This is a genomic window from Mucilaginibacter paludis DSM 18603 (assembly GCF_000166195.2).
Classification (GTDB): domain Bacteria; phylum Bacteroidota; class Bacteroidia; order Sphingobacteriales; family Sphingobacteriaceae; genus Mucilaginibacter; species Mucilaginibacter paludis.
This window is the reverse complement of record NZ_CM001403.1, coordinates 4,529,373-4,548,891: the sequence shown is the minus strand read 5'-3', so window position 1 is coordinate 4,548,891 and position 19,519 is coordinate 4,529,373. Positions and strand designations below refer to the sequence as shown.

Sequence of the window (19,519 nt, the reverse complement as noted above, 5' to 3'; positions counted from 1 at the left end):
ATATCCAACGCTAGCTGGGAGATAGAATAAGTTGCCTGTAGCATTTGATATTGCTAACGCGACGAAACCGGTTCACTCCGACAGGAGTATCCTGTTTATAGCAATTTAGTGCAGAAATACAGGCCTCGTAGGCACCTCCTAACAGTTGACAATTAATTGACCTAACAGGCCTATTTGTTGTTTACCTATCAGAAAGGGCGAGTTTAAAATGCCCCTATGCCAAGTTATGATGTACTTTTTAATCGTCGGCAAAAAGCCTGGGCCAAAGCTTTATAACAATGCTAAAGCACGTGCGGACGCCTGGTCTTCCGGGATCAGGTTCGAAATCTGCTGTTTTTTTGATGCTACCTAATGAGTTGCCTTACGATACGACGTTACATCACCAAAGTTAAATTTAATCCCCACGCTAAACCCGCCAAAACGCTCAAAATCACGGTTGGTAAATTGCGGGTCAGAGTAACCGTCTAATCCGTAACCAAATACATAGTTCATCTGGTAACCAAGGTGAACCGATATGGATGGCTCATCATAAGAGTTATATATTTTAAATTGGTAGCCAACCCTAACTGGTACAAATACATTGTTGCTCCGGTCCGAGCCACCGTAAGTACGCGTTGAATCGGCATTAAACCTATTGACGGACGTTATATTATTATACAGCATACCAACACCGGTGCCTACGTACACATTTTTTACTACATTAGCTATAAAGCCGCCGTTTTCATAATCTATAAATTCGCCAAGCTGCACGTCGCCGTGTACAGCTATGCTCTGGTAGTTGTTATAATAATAACGCATGAACGGATCAATCATCTTATAAGCCACGGGTATTGCCGCGATAAGTAAAGGGTAATTAGCATCGGTAGCATTTAAGCCCTTTGAAGCTTTCTCATAAAAATCGCCGTAGCCGCCAGATAATCTTCCAAATTCGTACTCGAGCGAAAAGGTAGTGTAAGGCGTATAATTATAGTTAAAGTTAAAATTAACAGATGGATTTGACGTTTGATAAGGAACATCTGTTTTGGCTGTCACGTTAGTGTAACCAACACCCAAGCCATATTGGGCGTAATTGTAACCAAGTTGAGCTTTAGCAGTATAACCTAAAGCAGATAAAACCAGTAGCAGTAGTAATGTTTTTTTCAAAATAAAGTTAATTAGCCGGGCTGAAGTGTTTAAAAAGCATCAAACATTTTTTGCCTATGTTTACCAAAAATAAAGTTTCATTTGTTAATATCATGACTTCTTTTAAAAAATCTGATCTTAAATTTTCTGTTGTAGAACGTTTTTTGCGTTATGTAATTGTGGACACTCAATCTGATCCATCATCTTTAACACAGCCATCAACCCAAAAACAAAAAAACCTGGGCCAAATATTGGTCAATGAGCTTTTGGAGATAGGCGTTTCTGATGCGCATCTGGATGATTTTGGCTATGTGTACGCTACCATACCCGCTAATACTACCAAGCCAAATGTACCTATAATTTGCTTCTGCTCACACATGGATACTTCGCCTGATTGCAGCGGCGAAAATGTTAAACCCATCATCCATCAAAACTACCAGGGAGAAGACTTAGTATTGCCTGACGATAGTACACAGGTATTGCGTATGGCTGAGCATCCCGATTTAAAAAACCAGTTGGGGAACGATATTATTACCGCCAGCGGGACCACACTTTTAGGCGCTGATAATAAAGCCGGCGTAGCCGAAATTATGGATGCTTGCTACCAGTGGATGAACCATCCCGAAATAAAGCATGGCACCATCAGAATATTGTTTACGCCCGACGAGGAGATTGGCCGTGGCGTAGATAAAGTTGATATACTGAAATTAGGCGCTTATGCGGGCTATACCATTGATGGCGAAAGCGCCGGTACGATGGAGAATGAAACATTTTCGGCCGATGGCGCTAAACTGATCATCAGCGGCATCAGCGCCCATCCGGGTTTTGCTAAGGGCAAAATGCAAAGCGCAATTAAAATAGCAGGTGCAATTATAGCCGCGCTGCCTGATGATCTGTCGCCGGAAAGCACATCTGGCAAACAAGGTTTTGTACACCCTGTGGGGATTGAAGGCCACGTTGAACAGGCCACCATAGAATTTATTATCCGCGATTTTGAGGATGACCAACTGGAGCAACACGCCAACACGATCAGGCAAACTGCAGACAATATTTTAAAGCGGTACCCTAACGCCACCTATCGGCTACAGGTTAAACCGCAATACCGCAACATGAAGCAGGTGCTTGACAAGCACCCCCAAATAGTTGATTATGCCATGGAGGCTTTGCAACGTGCGGGTATGGAGGCCAGGTTACGCAGTATCCGCGGTGGCACCGATGGTTCCCGTTTATCATTTATGGGATTGCCATGTCCCAATATTTTTGCCGGCGAACATGCGTTTCATGGTAAACAGGAATGGGTATCGGTGCAGGATATGCAAAAGGCCGTTGAAACGATACTGCACCTGGCTGAAATATGGGAAGAGCGCAGTTAAGCAGATTGTAATACAGTAAAATCATTTTATCTGTGTATTTTGCGGGTAATGGCAAAATAGGATATCATTGTGCCACAGGTTTAAAATAAAATAACTTATTGCCTATATGGCATACTGATAAAAACTCTTAATTATTTATGGCTGATCGTATAGCAGAATCGGAACTGATCATTAACAACCGCGGGGCTATTTACCACCTGGACCTACGGCCCGAAGAACTGGCGACAGATATCATTACCGTGGGCGACCCAGACCGCGTTCAACAGGTGAGCCGGTATTTTGACCGCGTTGAATATCAACGCCAGCATCGCGAGTTTGTAACACATACCGGCTATATCGGCAAAAAAAGAATATCTGTAGTATCAACCGGAATAGGTACCGATAATATTGACATCGTGTTGAATGAATTGGACGCGCTGGTAAATATCAATTTTGAAACCCGCAGCATCAATACCGAACTTAAGCAATTAAACCTGATTCGGATAGGCACATCCGGATCATTACAAAAAACGGTGCCCGTTGATAGCTTCCTGGTATCCACCCACGGTTTAGGAATTGATAACCTGCTCAATTTCTATCAAAATTCTGCCAGCCAGGCCGAGCAGGAAATACTGGATGCGTTTACAGGCCAAACCCAATTAAACGTCAAGGTATCGGCCCCATACATCAGCGCTTGCCACGAGGGCTTGCTTCAGCATTTCCAGCAGGGCTTTCATCATGGTATCACTGTTACTTGCCCTGGCTTTTACGGGCCCCAGGGAAGGGTGTTACGTTTAGCGCTAAGCAATCCGGAATTTATCGAGAGCTTAACTCATTTTAGCTTCGGCACTCATATCATCAGCAATTTTGAAATGGAGACGGCTGGCTTGTACGGGCTTGGCAAGCTTTTGGGCCACAGGCTAATCAGTTTAAATGCTATTATGGCTAACCGCATTACAGGCGAGTTTTCAAAAAATGCTCAAGATACTATAGATAGCCTTATTGTTAAAACCTTAGGTATCCTGGATAATATTTGAAGATACATCTCTGGCCCGCTGCACGATAAGCGGAATTTACTTTACAAATAACTGGGGAACACGATGTATCGAATGGGCAAAATTATCCACAAAGTGGGGCATTTTACTTCTTATATCCCTTAAAAAACGCATTAGGGTATTATTATTTTAATTGGAACAACTTTTGTCCTTTAAATAACGTAATTCAATTATTTCGCTGAATATCGTAAATCATAACTTTACCCTCTAATGAAAAAAACACTGTTAGCTGCTGCTTTTTTGGGATTATTTGCAGTCACATCATGTAAAAAATCGGCCAACGGGCCCGATACCTCTACCAATACTGTCAATTCTATCAACGACATTGTAGTGCCTTCCGGTTTTAACTGGGAAAGCTCAAGAAACGTAACTTTTAATATCAGTGTTGCCGATACCCGTTTTGACACCCCAACAAAAAAAGCAACTTTTAAAATTGCCATTTATAATGCCGATCCATTTGCTGGTACTGCACTTACTCCGGTAGCTGTAGGATCAGCTTCTACTACTGCACCGTTTTCTACTAAACTTTATTTATCTACCCAGATCAATACGGTTTATATTATGAAAACCGCTCCCGACAATTCATCAATTGTTCAAAAACAAACTTTAACTTCTACCAGCGTTGCCCTAACGTTAGGCGCTGTTGATCCAACTTATGTGGTATCAAGCACTGCTGCCAGCAAACAAGTAACGGCTAACCCTACCAGCCCAGATTGCAGCAGCGGTAACCCCGTGAACATAACCGCCTCCAGAAGTGGATTAGATATGAACAGCGGCGATCTGTATTGCGTAACCGCGGATAACGTAACCATCGGTTTACAAAACGTAAACGGCGGAACATTAAGAATTTGTGGTAATAACGTTACCGTTACAGGTAACTTAGGAAGCAATGGCGCACTGGTAATTACCTCCGGACACAGTGCTACCTTCACCGGAAACCTAAACAGTAGCAACGCCTCGGTAACCAACTTCGGTACTTTAACTATACCTGGCAACAGGGCTGATGCAGGTGGTTTTTACAACTACGGCGTATGTAACATTGGCGGAGATTGCAACATGAATGGCGGCTCAACCTTTGTAAACGGCGGTACGCTTAATATTGGTGGCGGCTGGCAAGGCGGAACATCAAACACAGCTACCAACAATGGTACTATGGTTGTTAACACCAACTTCCAAACCAACGGAACTCCATTTATTAACAATTGCAGCTTATATGTTAAACAAAACTATTTACAAAGCTCAGCTACGGTTCAAAACTATAGCTTAATTAAAGTTGACGCTACAACCACTTTAAACGACAACGTTGAATTAGGCTTGTATAACGGTGCCATGCTTTTAACCAACAACATTATAGTTAATGGTAAAATAATTGGTTATGGTACTACATCATTAGTTAAAATAACAGGCACTACAGGCTTCCAAAATGGCGGCTCAGTGATTAGCAATGTACAAGTTTATGCAACACAGGATTTAAGCTCATACAGCAACAGGATTACAAGTGGAGCAACACTTGGTAACAGCGTTTATATTCCGGTAACGGGCTGTAACTCGGTAGGTAATGGTTCACCTGCGATAGTTGATACCGATGGCGACGGTGTTGCCGATAACCTGGATGCTTATCCTAACGACCCTACTAAAGCCTATAACATTACAGGCGCTACCGGTACCGTGGCTTTTGAAGACTTATGGCCATCAAAAGGTGATTTTGATATGAATGACTTAGTTATGGCTTACAATTATGCGCTTGTAACCAATGCAGCAAATAACGTGGTAACTGTTACTGGTAACTATACCTTGTTGGCTACAGGTGGTACATTCGGCAATGCGTTCGGTATTGAGTTCCCGGTTAGTGCGGCAAACGCAAGCGGTTTGAAAATAACCAACTCATCGGGCGTGCAAAGCTCTGGCTTATTTGAAGCCGGACAAAGCAAAGCTGTTGTAATTTTATTTACCAGCATGCGCAGCGAAATGCCGACATGGAATACCAAACCTGGTGATATTGTATCACCAGCTAAAACATACAGCATTACATTTAATGTAGCTAACGGAACATCAATCAGCTCATTTGGCCAGGATGCGTACAATCCGTTCATCTACAATACTACCCGCGGACACGAAATACACTTATCTGGCAAAACCCCAACTACACTGGCTGATGCAAGTTTGTTTGGAACAGCCGATGATAATACCAGTGTTGCGGCAAGCCGTTACTATGTAACCAAAACCGGCTTACCTTATGCTATTAACGTGCCTGCTACTTTCAACTATCCAACAGAAACTACAGATATTACTAAAGCATACTCGCACTTTGCCGACTGGGCAGTATCTGGTGGTGCATCGTATACAGACTGGTATAGCAATGTCGCTTCCGGTTACCGTGTTACTGGAAACATTTTCACCAAATAAATCAGAGGTTAATACCAATACAAAAAGGGGCCGGTTCAAAATTGAACCGGCCCCTTTTGTTTTATAGCAGTATGTTTAAATCCGCGGAACCATGACCCCCAAAATCAGGTTGCACACTTACTTAAAAAAGCGCTATCAATAAACACCCTTTTGTTTTAAAAGTGCTACTTCCTTAGATGTGATGTCCTCAATGGCATAGCCGGTAGCACCAGCTATATGTACTTCGTCTAATGTAGCAACCAGGTTATCATAAATTGAATGATCACTTGGCTTAATAATCACAAATAAATCTTTTCCGGTTGATGCAGTAACACGTTTAGCAGTTTCAATGATAGCCTGCCTGATGCCGCCTTTACCGTAGCCAGTAATCTGCGGATCGGTGAGCGGCTTATCCGTCATGCCGAGGTAAGACACTACCTGGTTGTTTTTGCCCAGGCAAATGGTCATCGTTCTTTTTTCTGAAATTGCTTCATCGCCAGGCTGGCTTTTATCTGGCATTGCCAGGCCAAACATTTGCGGTTTAAGTAAACTTGTGGTAACCATAAAAAAGGTAAGGAGCAGAAATGCAAGGTCGACCATTGCGGTAAGATCTACCTTGGCTGACAATTTTTTACGCGGAGTTCTTCCGGTAGCGTTTTTTTCGGGCGATGAGTTTAATTCGGCCATAGTTTTAAAGATTTTGGTTGATAAATTGGTTAGCAGAACTAATTGAAAGGGGACTCAATTATTTAACAACAACGCTATGCTGTGTAACTTTGTTGTTATTAACAATAAAATATTTATTTATTATTTTGCCTGTTCATCAGGCTGACCGCTTTAATTTGCAAGGTTGTTTATCAAAATTATTTGGACTCTTTACCCGTCAATTGGTCCAATATCAATTAAAAAGGCAATGCTGATTGATATAAGCTACCGGTTGATTTATCCAATTCATCACTCAAGCCAATAAAATATTCCGCCTTTATCTACATATTTACAAAACATTTAGTTGGAAGGTAAAATAAACTAACCTATATAAAGTACGTTTAATATATTAAACAAAAAGCAAATAAATTATAAAATGAATAATGGATTAAAAAAAATTGCACTTGTAATGCTTACGGGCATGATGGCAATTTCGTTGCAGGGCGAAGCACAACACCGCGGCGGTGGTGGTGGCGGCGGACATTCCAGTGGTGGTGGTGGACGCAGCAGTTTTGGAGGAGGTGGTGGTGGACGTAGCTTTGGCGGCGGCGGACGAAGCAGCTTTGGCGGTGGTGGTCACTCAGCGCGTTCTTTTTCTCCACGGCCATCTGGCGGAGGCGGTAGCCGTGCCGCAACGCACAGCAGCTTTGGCAGGCCATCGTCCATGGCCCATACCAATGGTTTCGGCAGGCCTTCATCATCCGTACACAGTAATGGTTTTGGCAGGCCTTCGTCTGTGGCACGTACCAATGGCTTCGGCAGGTCCTCATCTTCAATACACAGCAATGGTTTTGGCAGGCCATCGGTTGGTCGCGGCGGCTTTGGCAGGTCGGGCAACCGCACTATAGTTAATAACTACCACCGCACCACGGTTATTAACCGGGGTTACGTGCGCGGCGGCTATTACGGGCGCCCGCACATAAGCTATTACCACCCTGCACGGCCTGTATTTTTATTCGGGCATCCACATTATGGATACTTTTATCATCCCTACAGGCCCTATTACTGGGGCCCTACCTGGCATCCTGTTGGCTTTTTCTTAGGCTCACTGGCTTCGGCTGCCATTATTGTTTCACTTAACAACCACCCGTATCATTATTACAATGGTGTTTATTATGAGCCTTATAACGATGGCTACCGTGTTATACAGGCGCCTGTAGGCATTACAATTAATGATTTGCCGCCGGGCTATTCCGAAATTCCGGTTGAAGGTGTTAACTATTACTATTATGGTGGCACCTTTTATAAACGATATGGTTCAGAATACCAGGTTGTAGCAGCCCCTTACGGCGCCGTTGTATATAATTTACCCGAGGGAGCAGAGCAGGTTACCATTAACGGTAATCAATACATGTATTTTAACAATACCTATTATCAACCTTTTAATGATAATGGCCAGGATGCCTACGAAGTTGTTGACGTAAGGGAAAACTAATTTAATAACGTACATACATTAATTGAAAAACGGTTGAAGGTTATGCGCCTTCAGCCGTTTTTTTGTTAGTCCTTCACAGGCCAGGAGTACTAAAACTCGTAAATACCGCCGTCTTCAAACTGGTATAAAGTTTTAAGCTGTTTTTTATGTTGCTGTATCTGTGGTACGGTTAACAAAGCCGGATCGGGCAGGTTGTTAAACACCACTATATAACCATGCGGCTGTTGATCAAACTGCGCCATTTGTTTAGGTTCGGTAGGCTTCGGAATGTAAACAGAGCTTTTGCCCGTGAAAAAATAGAATGCCTCACAGGCGTTATTATAAATGGGATACCCGGGTTTAAACAGATCGGGGTGTGTTTTCATCACTTTAATCAGTTCTGATTTATTCCAGGTATCATCGGTATAGCCGGGTGTGCCATAATCGCTCTGATCGTCATAACGCTGCAAATCGGTGGTAACTTCCCCATAGCCAAAAAGCAGGGCAATCCCCAGGCTCAGTACCATCAAAATCCTGCGCAGCTTTTTATCCTGCTTCCGGATAACAGAAACTATCCAGTAAGTACATCCCAATAAAAGCGGTATAAACAACGGAGATAATAAACGATTGTTAATTCGCTCGTAGCGGGATATGGTGGCCGAGATGATCATGAAAAGGCCATAAACAATAAAAAAGGCTATAATGATGTTTTCATACGATCCGTATAGGCCACGCTTTTTAAAGGCGTGATACAGAAACGCGGCCACAAAACCAACAACCAGCAATAGCGTAATGGTAAAAGCCAGGTTATATTGATGGGGCGATAAGGTAAACCAATCGCACATTACGGTGCCAAAGTAGTGCATGTTTTCGCTTAGCGAGGTAAGCGATTTATAGCGTGGGCCGGTTCCGGTATGGGTAACCGCTGCGTTATGGATCAGGTTGGCGGCCAATAGGGAAATAGAGATCAAACCGAAAAGTAAAATCTGTCCTATTTTATTTTTAAGCTTCAGTTGCGGATCAAATAACAACAACATCCCACCGGTGCCTATCAGCGTTACACCGGCATAACGCGTTATACAAGCTAAAGCAGTAATACAGGCCACAATAATTAAAGCAACTACAGTATGGGTTTTGATATAATGCCTGTAGGCGATGATAAATACCAGAGTCCATACAATAAATAAGGTTTCGGACCATAGCATGGAATAGATCTCGAGCAATGAAGGGCTAAGCACAATAGCCAGCAGCACAAACCATTTATACCATTTGGAACGGAAAGTAAAGCGCTCTACCACAAAGCCTACCATCAAGATAAGCCCTGCAAATAATAACCCGTTTAATACAGGGCCGAGCACTACCGGGTCAATACCGGTAATAAATAAAAAGATGCCTAAAAATGTGGGATAAAAAAGCGGGAAGGCCACCAAAGGATCGTTATTGAAATAGGTGAAAGCCTTATGAGCGTTCATATTGCGTGCTCCGCTGATATACATCACGGAATCGGGCGAAATACCGATACCACTGTACCGTGTAAAAAACGTCAATACAAAAAAACCGGCGGCGGCCGCTATAAGTGAGTCTGCATGTTGTGCAAAAAAACCACGAAAGGTTAAGTTTTGGGGCATAGCATTCGAATATAGTTAACCTGAATGCGGCTAAGATAAATATTTTACTGTGTTAAACCCACAGCGATAGCAAACTGGGCTAATCATGGTTGACTATAACGTTGGTTTTAATCACCTAAAGATGAAACAATAAGATAATTTAATTTTCAATAATTACTGAAAATTAAATTTAAATCCGATATTTGTAGCGTCAATTGGAAATCAACAATCCATACTCATAGCAAAATAAACATCAATCAGCAAAGTCATGAAAACTTTAGCAAACCATACTATCCTTTACGATGCAGAATGCCCCATGTGCCATATTTATACTAAAGCATTTGTACGTACGGGTATGCTCGATGCCCATGGCAGGGAGGCTTATCAGCAAATGCCAGAAGACATTTGCCCTTATGTTGACAGGCAAAGGGCTGTTAACGAAATAGCACTGGTTGACAAAACCAGTGGCGAGGTAAGCTATGGCATTCAAAGCTTGTTTAAAATTATAGCATACTCTTTTCCATTATTTAAGCCCCTGTTACATTTTAAGCCATTTATATGGTTAATGAGCAAAGTATACGCTTTTATATCATACAACCGCCGAGTTATCATTCCTGTATCTTCAAATCATTCCGACATACAACCCACCTTTAAAAAGCATTATCGCATAGCTTATTTGTTGTTTACGTGGTTAATTACAAGTGTTATATTAAGCCATTATGCGCCCTTACTCAACGGCGTGGTTTCACCGGGGAATGGGTATCGCGAATATTTGATCTGCGGAGGCCAAATCATTTTCCAGGCTGCAATAATCAGCCTTGTAGCCCACAACAAATTATGGAAGTATCTGGGCAACCTGATGACGATATCTTTTGCAGGCAGCTTATTGTTACTGCCAGCCATCGCCGCGAGCAAGTGGTTGAACCATCAGCCACTGCTGTTTACAGGGTACTTTATGCTGATAGCGGCGATGATGTTTTTAGAACATATCCGCAGAAGCAAATTGTTAAATATCGGCTGGGGCTTAACCTGTACATGGGTAATTTATCGCTTACTGGTTTTAGTATTATTGTTGGTATAATTTGCCAGTAAATATTCAGCAACACGCATCGTGTTAAGTCAAGAGTACTTAGTCGGGAGTCCGGAGTCAAAATCGTAATTCCTGGTCAAGTGTTAATGCCTTTGATTAAATGATAACCGATATTTTATCGTTGACACGCCCCTAATGCAAATCATGGCAATAAATATTCTATGCCAGATAAGTTAAGTCAAGCCATTTCACTAAGTTAAATTTTCATCAAAAAACTATTAACTTTATCCCGACCTCTTTAAAAAATTAATTATCATTTATGAAAGTAAGTTCTTATTTATGGCTGGCAATTCCCTGCGTTATTGCCGCGTCATGCACTAACAAATCAACAAGCAGTTCGGCAGATGCGCCTGCGCGGACGGTGTTTTTTGATAAATCCGGAATGGATACTACCGTTAAGCCCGGCGATAACTTTTTCTTGTACACCAGCGGCGCCTGGATGAAAAAAACAGAGATTCCTGCTTCAGAAACCGGATGGGGATCCTTCTATACCCTGTACGACGAAAATCAAAAAAACCTGCGTAAAATATTGGAGGGCCTAACCACCGCTGATAGCCCGGCAGGAAGCAAAGAACAAAAGGTTGGCGACTTTTACGCCAGTGGCATGGATACTGTAGCTATCGAAAAATCAGGTTACGAACCCGTAAAACCTTTGTTAGCTAAAATAGACGCTGTAAAAGATTATAAACAATTAATTAGCCTTTCCGCTGAAGGATATAAAGACGGAGACGGTTTTTTATTGGGTTTTTATGTTTCTCCGGATGACAGGATCAGCACCAAGTATGCCGTTAATTTCACCCAGGCCGGTTTAGGTTTACCTAACCGCGACTACTATTTTAAAACTGACAGCGCCAGCCAAAACATCCGTAAACAGTATGTTAATTATATAGCCAAGCTATTTACCCTAACCGGCACCGATGCCGCTACTGCCGCTAAACAAGCCGACGATATTTTAAAACTGGAAACCGCTATTGCCGGTTCGCACTTAACCCCTGTTGAGCTACGCGACCCGGTAAAAAACTATAATAAATTTACCGTAAGCGATTTCCAAAAACAAATTCCAGACATCGATCTAAAGGCTATATTGGGCAAACTGGATGTAAAGGTAGATACCATTTTAGTAGGTCAGCCTAAATACTTCAAGGCTTTGGATGGTTTGCTTAAATCGCAGCCAATTGATGTATGGAAAAACAAATTAAAGTTTACCGCTTTAAGCGATGCATCAAACGCATTGAGTAAAAGTTTCAGAGATGCCAACTTTGAGTTTTTTGGCAAAACCTTAAGCGGACAAAAAAAGCAAAAGGAACGCTGGAAAAAAATGGCGACCAATGTGGATGGCAGCCTGGGCGAATTACTCGGACAGCTATATGTTGAGAAATACTTCACCGCAGATGCTAAAAAACGAATGCTCGACCTGGTTAATAACCTGCAAACTGTTTACCACTCGCGTATAGAAAAATTAGACTGGATGAGTGCGGATACAAAAAAACGCGCCATTGCTAAATTAGATGCCTTTACTAAAAAAATAGGCTATCCTGATAAATGGAAAAAATATGACGATGTTGAAATTAACAAAGGCACTTATTACAAAAATCTGCAATCGATAGCCAAACACGATTTTAAAGAGATGGTTGGTAAGTTAGGCAAGCCTGTGGATAAAACAGAATGGGGCATGACCCCGCCTACCGTGAATGCCTATTACAACCCGGCCTTCAACGAGATTGTATTTCCGGCAGGAATTTTACAGTTCCCTTTCTTTGATAAGGATGCCGACGATGCTATTAACTATGGCGCGATAGGCGCTGTAATTGGCCACGAAATGACTCACGGCTTTGACGACCAGGGCCGCCAATATGATAAGGACGGAAACCTGAAAGACTGGTGGACACCAGAAGATGCTGCCAAGTTTAAAACTAAAGTGCAAGTGGTAATTGACCAATACAATAAATATACCGTACTGAACGACCTGCATGTAAACGGAAGCCTTACACAGGGTGAAAACCTGGCCGATATTGGTGGTTTGGCTATTGCCTACCAAGCCTTTAAGAACACAGAGCAAGGTAAGAGCGATAAAAAGATTGACGGCTTCACGCCAGATCAACGCTTCTTTTTAGCCTTTGGCCAGGTATGGCGCATTAAAAACCGCGATGAACGCTTAAGAATGCGCATCAGTGTTGACCCACACTCACCTGAAATGTACCGCGTTAACGGGCCGTTATCTAATATGCCCGAATTTTACAAGGCATTTAACGTTAAGCCAGGCGATAAGCTTTACAGACCCGAAAACGAACGCGTTAAAGTTTGGTAGTTTAACCTGAGCGCAAGCACAAAAAAGCCTTGATCTGGATTCGGATCAAGGCTTTTTTTATAAAGCGAAATACATGCCGACAGATATTGGAAGTATCTGCTATTTTAGGAGTCAGAACGTAAAAATAAAAAGGCCGCCCCAATGAAGTGAACCCCAAAAGTTAGACAAAAACTTTTGGGGTTTATTATTTATGTCAAAGCACACATTTGAAGAGAAACTTGATGTAGTTTCTCAAGTAAGAAAGGGAAAGCCGATTCTACGGATATCCCGCGAACGCCATATCCGTGAAGGCATGATATTGGAATGGGTTCGGAAATATGATCTTTATGGCGAAAGTGGGCTGCTCAAACAACCTAACGTCAAGCCCACGCCTGATTTCAAAGAAGAAGTTGTAAGGCTTGTCATAGAAAAAAAAGTACCTTTAAATCAGGTTGTTCTGGAATATAGATTAAGCAAGACTGCTTTAGAGCGCTGGGTAAGATCAGTACGGGTTGAGGGATATGCAGTACTATACCAGCAAAAGAATCCTGGACGACCACCTAAATGCATGGGAAGATCAAAGAAGCTTGAACCTGAAACAGAAGTAGAGAAGCTCCAGGCGGAAAATAGCCGTTTGCGGGCGGAGAACGCACTATTAAAAAAAGTCACGGCCTTAGTCAAGGAAAAAGAAGCCCGCGAACGCATGAGTGGGCAAAAGCCATCGAAGAACTAAGGCCCGAACATGATGTTTCAATTCTATTGGATTGCAAACAGATGGCTCGTTCTGTATTTTATTATCATCGCAAGCGCCTAAATGATGATAAATACAAGCATGAAAAAGAAGAGATCGCAAGTATATACCACTTGCATAAAGGCAGATATGGTTATCGGCGGGTCACCGCCGAAATGAAGAACCGGGGTTATAGCATAAATCACAAGACTGTCCAAAAATTGATGGGAACATTAGGCCTAAAATGCAATATCAGGAAAGTAAGTTATCGCTCATACAAAGGTGAGGTTGGTAAAATTGCCCCTAATGTACTTGAAAGGGATTTTGAGGCAAATCTGCCTAATCAGAAATGGGCTACGGATGTCACTCAGATGAACGTTAAAGGGGAGAAGATCTATTTATCTCCTATAATTGACATGTTCAACGGGGAAGTCATTTCTTATAGTATTTCAAAATCTCCAAATATGCAGATGATAGATGAAATGTTATATGAGGCTTTTGATAAAGTGAAAGATATAAGGGGACTTATTTCTCACTCTGACCAAGGGTGGCAATATCAACATTATGGATATAGAAAGGCTTTGGAAAAACATGGAATTATTCAAAGCATGTCCAGAAAGGGAAACTGCTTGGATAATGCCTTGGCCGAAAGCTTCTTTGGGATCTTAAAGACAGAATTACTGTACAAACAGAGCTTTGAAACTGCGGAAGAATTTATAACTTCGTTAAAAGAATACATTCATTACTATAACAATGAAAGAATAAAAAACAGGTTAAATGGAAAGAGCCCGGTGGAATACCGAGCTCTCGTACAAAAAACTTAATTTTGTAAACTGTCCAACTTTTTGGGGTCACACCACAATGGGCAGCCTCAGTAAAGTTCAGCAAAAATTGCATTAAATAATCTCGAACGTTTTGGTTACGGTTTTCTTGGACAATGCGGTGGCTTTATCCGGCTGACTGCCACCAACGCTGATGGCTATCTTTCCAGACGCCTTTACCAGGTTACCGTTTAAATCCGTGATAGACAGATCAGCAGAAGAAAGCTTAAAAGTAATATCCTTGGTTTCGCCGGCTTTAATCAATGTACGCTCAAAACCTTTTAAAGCCCTTATGGCGGTTTTTTGTTTTATGCCGATGTGCGACAGGTATAACTCGGTAACTTCTTCGCCATCCATCTTACTCTTATTGGTTACCTTAACATGTACGGTTAATGCCTCACCTGCTTTTAAAGTTAAGGGTGCATCCAGTGGCGCATACTCAAATTTGGAATAGCTCAAACCATAGCCAAAGGCGTATAAAGGTTTTCCTTTAAAATAGCGATACGTGCGGTTATCCATCGAATAATCGGTAAACGAGGGCAAATCCTTATCGCTACCATAAAAAGTTACCGGAAGGCGACCGGCGGGGTTATAGTCGCCAAAAAGCACATCAGCAATAGCCGTCCCTGCGGCCTGTCCACCATACCAGGCATTTACAATGGCTGGCAGATTTTCTGCTTCCCATGGAGTGGCAATGGCCGATCCGGTCATCATCACAAAAACAACAGGTTTACCGGTGGCCTTAAGCGCTTTTAATAATTCGGTTTGCACGCCTGGCAATAAAATAGTACTGCGGTCGCCACCATGAAAGCCGGGCTTACTTACAGGCATCTCCTCCCCTTCCAGTTCCGGCGAGATACCGCCGATATAAATAATCGCGTCTGCATCTTTTACTTTAGCGGCCATAGCGGCATAATTATACCTGGCAGCCGAGTCGGCCACATAATCTACTGCTTTATCATAAATCACTTCGGTACCTGCTGGCAATTTGTTCTTGATACCCTGAAGCGCTGTTACTATACGCGATGGAGTGCCATTATAATTGCCCAGCACACTAACCGCGTTATCGGCATTTGGCCCTAATACGGCAATTTTTTTAAGGTTTTTACTTAATGGAAGCAGGTTACCCTCGTTTTTGAGCAATACGATTGACTGATGCGCCATTTTTAAAGCCTGCGCCCCATGTGCAGGAGCTTCCAAAGCATCTTTGCCAATCTGGTTGTACTTAACCGCATCGGCAGGATCAAACATTCCCAGTTTAAAACGCACCGAAAACAATCTTTTGAGCGATTGATCAATTTGTTTCTCGCTCAATTTGCCATCCTTAACAGCTTTCACTAATGATTTATAGGTTACATTTCCACATTCTACATCTGTGCCGTGCAGAACCGCATCGGCTGCGGCGCTCTCCGCATCCGGCTGTGTTTGATGTGTATTCTCCCTGTAAAAATCGTCAATACCACCGCAATCTGATGTAACATAACCTGTAAATTTCCACTTATCGTGCAAAATACTGTTCATCAACAAATCGCTTCCACAGCAAGGCTGGCCCTTAAACGCGTTATATGCACACATTACGCCGGTTACTTTGGCATCTACTACCAACTTGCGGAAAGCAGGGAGATAAGTATCCCAAAGGTCGTAGTCGCTGATATCAGTATTGAATTTATGTCTTAAATCTTCGGGGCCTGAATGTACCGCGTAATGTTTGGCACAACCAGCCGCTTTTAAATACCTCGGATCGTCGCCCTGAAGCCCCTTTACAAAAGCGCTCCCCATCTCGCCTGTTAAAAACGGGTCCTCGCCATAAGTTTCCTGGCCCCGGCCCCATCGCGGATCGCGGAAAATATTGATATTGGGTGTCCAGTAAGTTAGCCCCAGGTAAATGTCATGCTTATCATTTTTGATGCTCTCATTATACACAGCACGACCCTCTTCAGCCGTATAATCGCCCATCACATGCATCGATGTTTTATCCCAGGTAGCGGCCATAGCAATAGCCTGCGGATATACCGTTACTTTAAACGGTGTACGGGCAACACCGTGCAAACACTCGTTCCACCAATTGTAGGCGGGTACTCCAAGCCTTTCTATTGCCGGAGCCGAATTAAGCATCTGGCTTACTTTTTCTTCCAGCGTCATTCTGCCAACCAGGTCAGCAACCCGTTCGTCCATACTTAAAGCGGGGTTATTAAACGGATATTTGTAGGTATGATTTTGTGGTTTAAAGGAAAGAAATAGGATCAGTGTTAAAAAAAGCATGCCTAAACTCAGCGTGATTGATTTTTTCATTCTCATATAATGTTTGTTTCAATTGAATAGGTTGTTGGTTTATATCCGTAAAATAAAAGTTAAATACCCAGGCTGGTGCGGTATAACATGTTGCAGAAGTTTTTAGAAATTAATCCTTTAAGTACATTATGTCTTTGATTCGGGCGCAGCCCGATCAATAGTGCTTAGATCATCAGATGACGATAGCATAAACTTTGCGCTGGAATATTGCTCAGGTAAAACCGGCCGGGTAAGCTAAATTGCAAGGTAACTGCTCGGTAGCCTTACCGGTAAAAAAGGTTAGTATGAAACTGATTTGATGTGCAATTCCGGTAATCTTCCTAAACATTTTCTCGGTCTTTTTACTTATCTTTTTGCCAATGGAGGTTGGTTATCAACATTTAAACTCCACCAGTACAACTAATAGTTATTTATAATTGGTTTACAATTGACCAAAGCATTAACGCTGATCAATGAATAAATATACTACAATATTTAACAATGCAACCGATTTAAAAAATATTAAAGCCTGTTTTTCGACAAGGAAAAATGGTTATACTTTTTGACGATGCGGAAGAGGAAAACGGTTGGGGAAGTAAGATTGGCGCCTGGCGAGAGTTTTCAATAAGGTTGGCAACGGCCTTATTTATCGGGGTGTTGCCAACCGGGAATGCTTGGTATCGATTGCGCTATATGGTTGCAATGTAAAAAACTGCAATAAACCTGCTGATTTCCGAACGCAATGAGGGGCGCAGTTTAAATCATGTTGTTCAAGTAATCAATGCCGGTAGCATTTATGGTATCAATTCGTCTTTGCGCAACTGTTCAAACAGATCGTAAAACGACTCGTCTGTTTTTTGAAAAACTGTAAATCCAAGTTTGCGGCTCTTTGACATATCCGTCATTACCTCAATTGGCCGTCCAAGGTCCAGATCGGTGTGCCAGGCTGAGGCCAGCCGACTTAAATCAGCCTCTTTCAATTGGTATTTTTCGGCTATTTTTTTCCAGACCGGGCCATCGTTCGCAATTTCTTTTTCGAGTGGGCGGATTGTTCCTTCGTAGCCTATCGCTTCGATTCCAAAAAAAGCAGCCAATTGTTTCCATAACCAACTCCAGCGGAAAACATCACCATTAACCACATTGAATGCCTCATTACGCGCGGCCTCCGTAGTTGACGCCCAGATCAACTGTTCGGCCAGTACCCTGGCATCTGTAACATCTGATAAGCCATTCCACTGCGCTGCCGAGCCGGGCCAGATAAAAGGGCGGCCCGTTTCTTTACAAATTGTTGCGTACACCGCCAGGGTAGTACCCAGGTTCATCATATTGCCTACGGCCTTGCCAATAACAGTGTGCGGGCGATGAATGCTCCAGGTAAAGCCGTCGCGGGCAGCCGCGGCATATACCTCATCTTCCTGGGCATAGTAAAAGTTCTCTATGTTAAGCCTTGGATGCTCTTCGCGTAATGGGGTTTCGGGCAAAAAGCCTTCTTTGGCATAAGCTTCAAACGGACCCAGGTAGTGCTTTAAACCGGTAACCAGGGCAACATGTTGCACGGTATGCTTTGTGGATAATACGTTTAATAAATTACGGATCATCAAACTGTTCACCCTGATATTCTCAGCTTCGGTATCGTTCCGCATCCAGCTGGTGATATAAACATGAGTTGGATACACATCTGCCAAGGCGGCTTTAAGGCTATCTATATTTAAGAGATCGGCCGAAACCGGCTTTAAATCTTTGATGTCATGGTTGGGTTTCCGGGCCAAGCCGTAGGTTATCCATCCCTTGGCAATCAGGCTTTCGGCCAAATTACTCCCGGTAATACCGCTTGCCCCAACAACTAATGCTATTTGTTCCATAATGGTGCTTGTTAATTTTATTACGGACGCAAATTGCGTAATTAACCAGAACCGGCACAGGACATACCTCACAAAAACCGTGTGCGGTAGATCACACTGTTTTTTTATGCGCCTTGAGCAGCAATAGCATTACGTTTAACACTAATGTTCGGCCATACGGCTTAGCGTTTCCCGCGAAATACCTAAGTATGACGCTATCAGTGTTTTGGGCACACGTTGTGATAGCTGGGGATATAAATGTAAAAATTGATCGTATCGCTCTTTGGCCGTTTGGCTCATCAGCGATTGGATGCGCTTTTGGAGCGCAATGTATCCGGCTTGTGTTTTTTTCCTGAAAAAGAACTCCATCTTCCTCAACTCTGCACAAAGCTTTTCCCGGTTTTCTAATGTTATCATGTACACCTGAGTATCTTCCAGGCAGTCGATGTTCAGGGTTGCATTTCCGCCGTTGTGGTAGGCTTGCGGGTCGGATATCCACCAATCCTCCATCGCAAATTGTAAAATATGGCTCTTACCCGCTTCATCTAAATAAAACGACCTTAGCAAACCCTTCACAACAAAATGGTCGTTTAGTGTCGGATTTCCCGCCTGAACAACATATTGATGCTTTTTGAAACTCTTTATAGTAAAGTGCGACAATATAAAATGAAATTCATCATCCGTAAGTTCTACGATCTTCTCAATTTGTCTACGTAAAATTTCTTCTATCCCTTGCATCAGCAATAACGTTAGCCATAGTAAACATAAGTTTAAATCGGCAAAAAGTATAAATAAGATTGATTAGAGCATAGCTATCCTTTTATGATCAGCTTAACCAA

14 protein-coding genes are annotated in these 19,519 nt (G+C 42.6%); 8 read left to right on the top strand and 6 right to left on the bottom strand.

The annotated features are described in order from the left end of the window. Window positions 1–348: 348 nt before the first annotated feature. Window positions 349–1,143: a hypothetical protein gene (locus MUCPA_RS19185; RefSeq protein WP_008508690.1), complete on the bottom strand. Its 795-nt coding sequence runs from the start codon at window positions 1,141–1,143 to the stop codon at window positions 349–351. 92 nt (window positions 1,144–1,235) lie between these two features. Between MUCPA_RS19185 and pepT the strand changes: the two genes are divergently transcribed. The 3 genes from pepT (at window position 1,236) to MUCPA_RS36265 (ending at window position 5,935) form a co-directional block, all read left to right on the top strand. Continuing rightward, window positions 1,236–2,495 carry a peptidase T gene (gene pepT, locus MUCPA_RS19180; RefSeq protein WP_040627697.1) on the top strand — a complete coding sequence of 420 codons (1,260 nt, stop codon included), beginning with the start codon at window positions 1,236–1,238 and terminating at the stop codon, window positions 2,493–2,495. A gap of 137 nt (window positions 2,496–2,632) precedes the next feature. Then, entirely contained in the window at window positions 2,633–3,511 is an 879-nt protein-coding gene (locus MUCPA_RS19175; RefSeq protein ID WP_008508688.1) for a nucleoside phosphorylase, read from the top strand. 228 nt (window positions 3,512–3,739) lie between these two features. After that, window positions 3,740–5,935, top strand: a complete 2,196-nt coding sequence (locus MUCPA_RS36265) for an LruC domain-containing protein (protein WP_008508687.1) — start codon at window positions 3,740–3,742, stop codon at window positions 5,933–5,935. 135 nt (window positions 5,936–6,070) lie between these two features. On the opposite strand, the gene MUCPA_RS19165 is transcribed toward MUCPA_RS36265, so the two are convergent. Beyond that, window positions 6,071–6,601, bottom strand: coding sequence for an ExbD/TolR family protein (locus tag MUCPA_RS19165; protein ID WP_008508686.1), 531 nt, complete (start codon window positions 6,599–6,601; stop codon window positions 6,071–6,073). A 394-nt stretch (window positions 6,602–6,995) separates the two neighbouring features. Between MUCPA_RS19165 and MUCPA_RS36260 the strand changes: the two genes are divergently transcribed. After that, window positions 6,996–8,054, top strand: a complete 1,059-nt coding sequence (locus MUCPA_RS36260; RefSeq protein WP_008508684.1) for a DUF6515 family protein — start codon at window positions 6,996–6,998, stop codon at window positions 8,052–8,054. Window positions 8,055–8,143: 89 nt separating this feature from the next. Here MUCPA_RS36260 and MUCPA_RS19155 read toward each other — a convergent pair whose 3' ends face one another. Next, complete coding sequence (locus MUCPA_RS19155; protein WP_008508681.1) at window positions 8,144–9,661, bottom strand: hypothetical protein; 1,518 nt, start codon at window positions 9,659–9,661, stop codon at window positions 8,144–8,146. A gap of 247 nt (window positions 9,662–9,908) precedes the next feature. Here MUCPA_RS19155 and MUCPA_RS19150 point away from each other — a divergent pair, with 247 nt between their 5' ends. The 4 genes from MUCPA_RS19150 to MUCPA_RS19135 all read left to right on the top strand — a co-directional run bounded on the left by MUCPA_RS19150 (window position 9,909) and on the right by MUCPA_RS19135 (window position 14,571). After that, window positions 9,909–10,721: a thiol-disulfide oxidoreductase DCC family protein gene (locus MUCPA_RS19150; protein ID WP_008508679.1), complete on the top strand. Its 813-nt coding sequence runs from the start codon at window positions 9,909–9,911 to the stop codon at window positions 10,719–10,721. 268 nt (window positions 10,722–10,989) lie between these two features. After that, the gene (locus MUCPA_RS19145; protein WP_008508677.1) at window positions 10,990–13,038 is read left to right on the top strand and encodes a M13 family metallopeptidase; all 2,049 of its coding nucleotides are present in this window, start codon (window positions 10,990–10,992) and stop codon (window positions 13,036–13,038) included. 190 nt (window positions 13,039–13,228) lie between these two features. Further along, window positions 13,229–13,750 (top strand): helix-turn-helix domain-containing protein, encoded by a 522-nt coding sequence (locus MUCPA_RS19140; protein ID WP_008503751.1) that lies wholly within the window; start codon window positions 13,229–13,231, stop codon window positions 13,748–13,750. Next, window positions 13,672–14,571 carry an IS3 family transposase gene (locus MUCPA_RS19135; protein ID WP_157544163.1) on the top strand — a complete coding sequence of 300 codons (900 nt, stop codon included), beginning with the start codon at window positions 13,672–13,674 and terminating at the stop codon, window positions 14,569–14,571. Before MUCPA_RS19140 ends, MUCPA_RS19135 begins: the two co-directional genes overlap by 79 nt. Window positions 14,572–14,643: 72 nt before the next feature. Here the strand turns inward: MUCPA_RS19135 and MUCPA_RS19130 are convergent, their stop codons facing one another. The 3 genes from MUCPA_RS19130 to MUCPA_RS19120 all read right to left on the bottom strand — a co-directional run bounded on the left by MUCPA_RS19130 (window position 14,644) and on the right by MUCPA_RS19120 (window position 19,418). Further along, entirely contained in the window at window positions 14,644–16,860 is a 2,217-nt protein-coding gene (locus MUCPA_RS19130) for a glycoside hydrolase family 3 C-terminal domain-containing protein (protein ID WP_008508674.1), read from the bottom strand. Between the two features lie 773 nt (window positions 16,861–17,633). Further along, a complete protein-coding gene (locus tag MUCPA_RS19125) occupies window positions 17,634–18,701 on the bottom strand; it encodes an SDR family oxidoreductase (RefSeq protein ID WP_008508672.1) in 1,068 nt (355 codons plus the stop codon). A 141-nt stretch (window positions 18,702–18,842) separates the two neighbouring features. Then, entirely contained in the window at window positions 18,843–19,418 is a 576-nt protein-coding gene (locus tag MUCPA_RS19120; protein ID WP_008508670.1) for a Crp/Fnr family transcriptional regulator, read from the bottom strand. Window positions 19,419–19,519: the final 101 nt, after the last annotated feature.

What these genes read in the sequence shown, in the direction of transcription:
- MUCPA_RS19175 (WP_008508688.1), top strand. Translation starts at nt 2,633, where the DNA reads ATGGCTGATCGTATAGCAGAATCGGAACTGATCATTAACAACCGCGGG.
- MUCPA_RS36260 (WP_008508684.1), top strand. Translation starts at nt 6,996, where the DNA reads ATGAATAATGGATTAAAAAAAATTGCACTTGTAATGCTTACGGGCATG.
- MUCPA_RS19125 (WP_008508672.1), bottom strand. Translation starts at nt 18,701, where the DNA reads ATGGAACAAATAGCATTAGTTGTTGGGGCAAGCGGTATTACCGGGAGT.
- pepT (WP_040627697.1), top strand. Translation starts at nt 1,236, where the DNA reads ATGACTTCTTTTAAAAAATCTGATCTTAAATTTTCTGTTGTAGAACGT.
- MUCPA_RS19150 (WP_008508679.1), top strand. Translation starts at nt 9,909, where the DNA reads ATGAAAACTTTAGCAAACCATACTATCCTTTACGATGCAGAATGCCCC.
- MUCPA_RS19140 (WP_008503751.1), top strand. Translation starts at nt 13,229, where the DNA reads ATGTCAAAGCACACATTTGAAGAGAAACTTGATGTAGTTTCTCAAGTA.
- MUCPA_RS19130 (WP_008508674.1), bottom strand. Translation starts at nt 16,860, where the DNA reads ATGAAAAAATCAATCACGCTGAGTTTAGGCATGCTTTTTTTAACACTG.
- MUCPA_RS19120 (WP_008508670.1), bottom strand. Translation starts at nt 19,418, where the DNA reads ATGCAAGGGATAGAAGAAATTTTACGTAGACAAATTGAGAAGATCGTA.
- MUCPA_RS19165 (WP_008508686.1), bottom strand. Translation starts at nt 6,601, where the DNA reads ATGGCCGAATTAAACTCATCGCCCGAAAAAAACGCTACCGGAAGAACT.
- MUCPA_RS36265 (WP_008508687.1), top strand. Translation starts at nt 3,740, where the DNA reads ATGAAAAAAACACTGTTAGCTGCTGCTTTTTTGGGATTATTTGCAGTC.
- MUCPA_RS19155 (WP_008508681.1), bottom strand. Translation starts at nt 9,661, where the DNA reads ATGCCCCAAAACTTAACCTTTCGTGGTTTTTTTGCACAACATGCAGAC.
- MUCPA_RS19145 (WP_008508677.1), top strand. Translation starts at nt 10,990, where the DNA reads ATGAAAGTAAGTTCTTATTTATGGCTGGCAATTCCCTGCGTTATTGCC.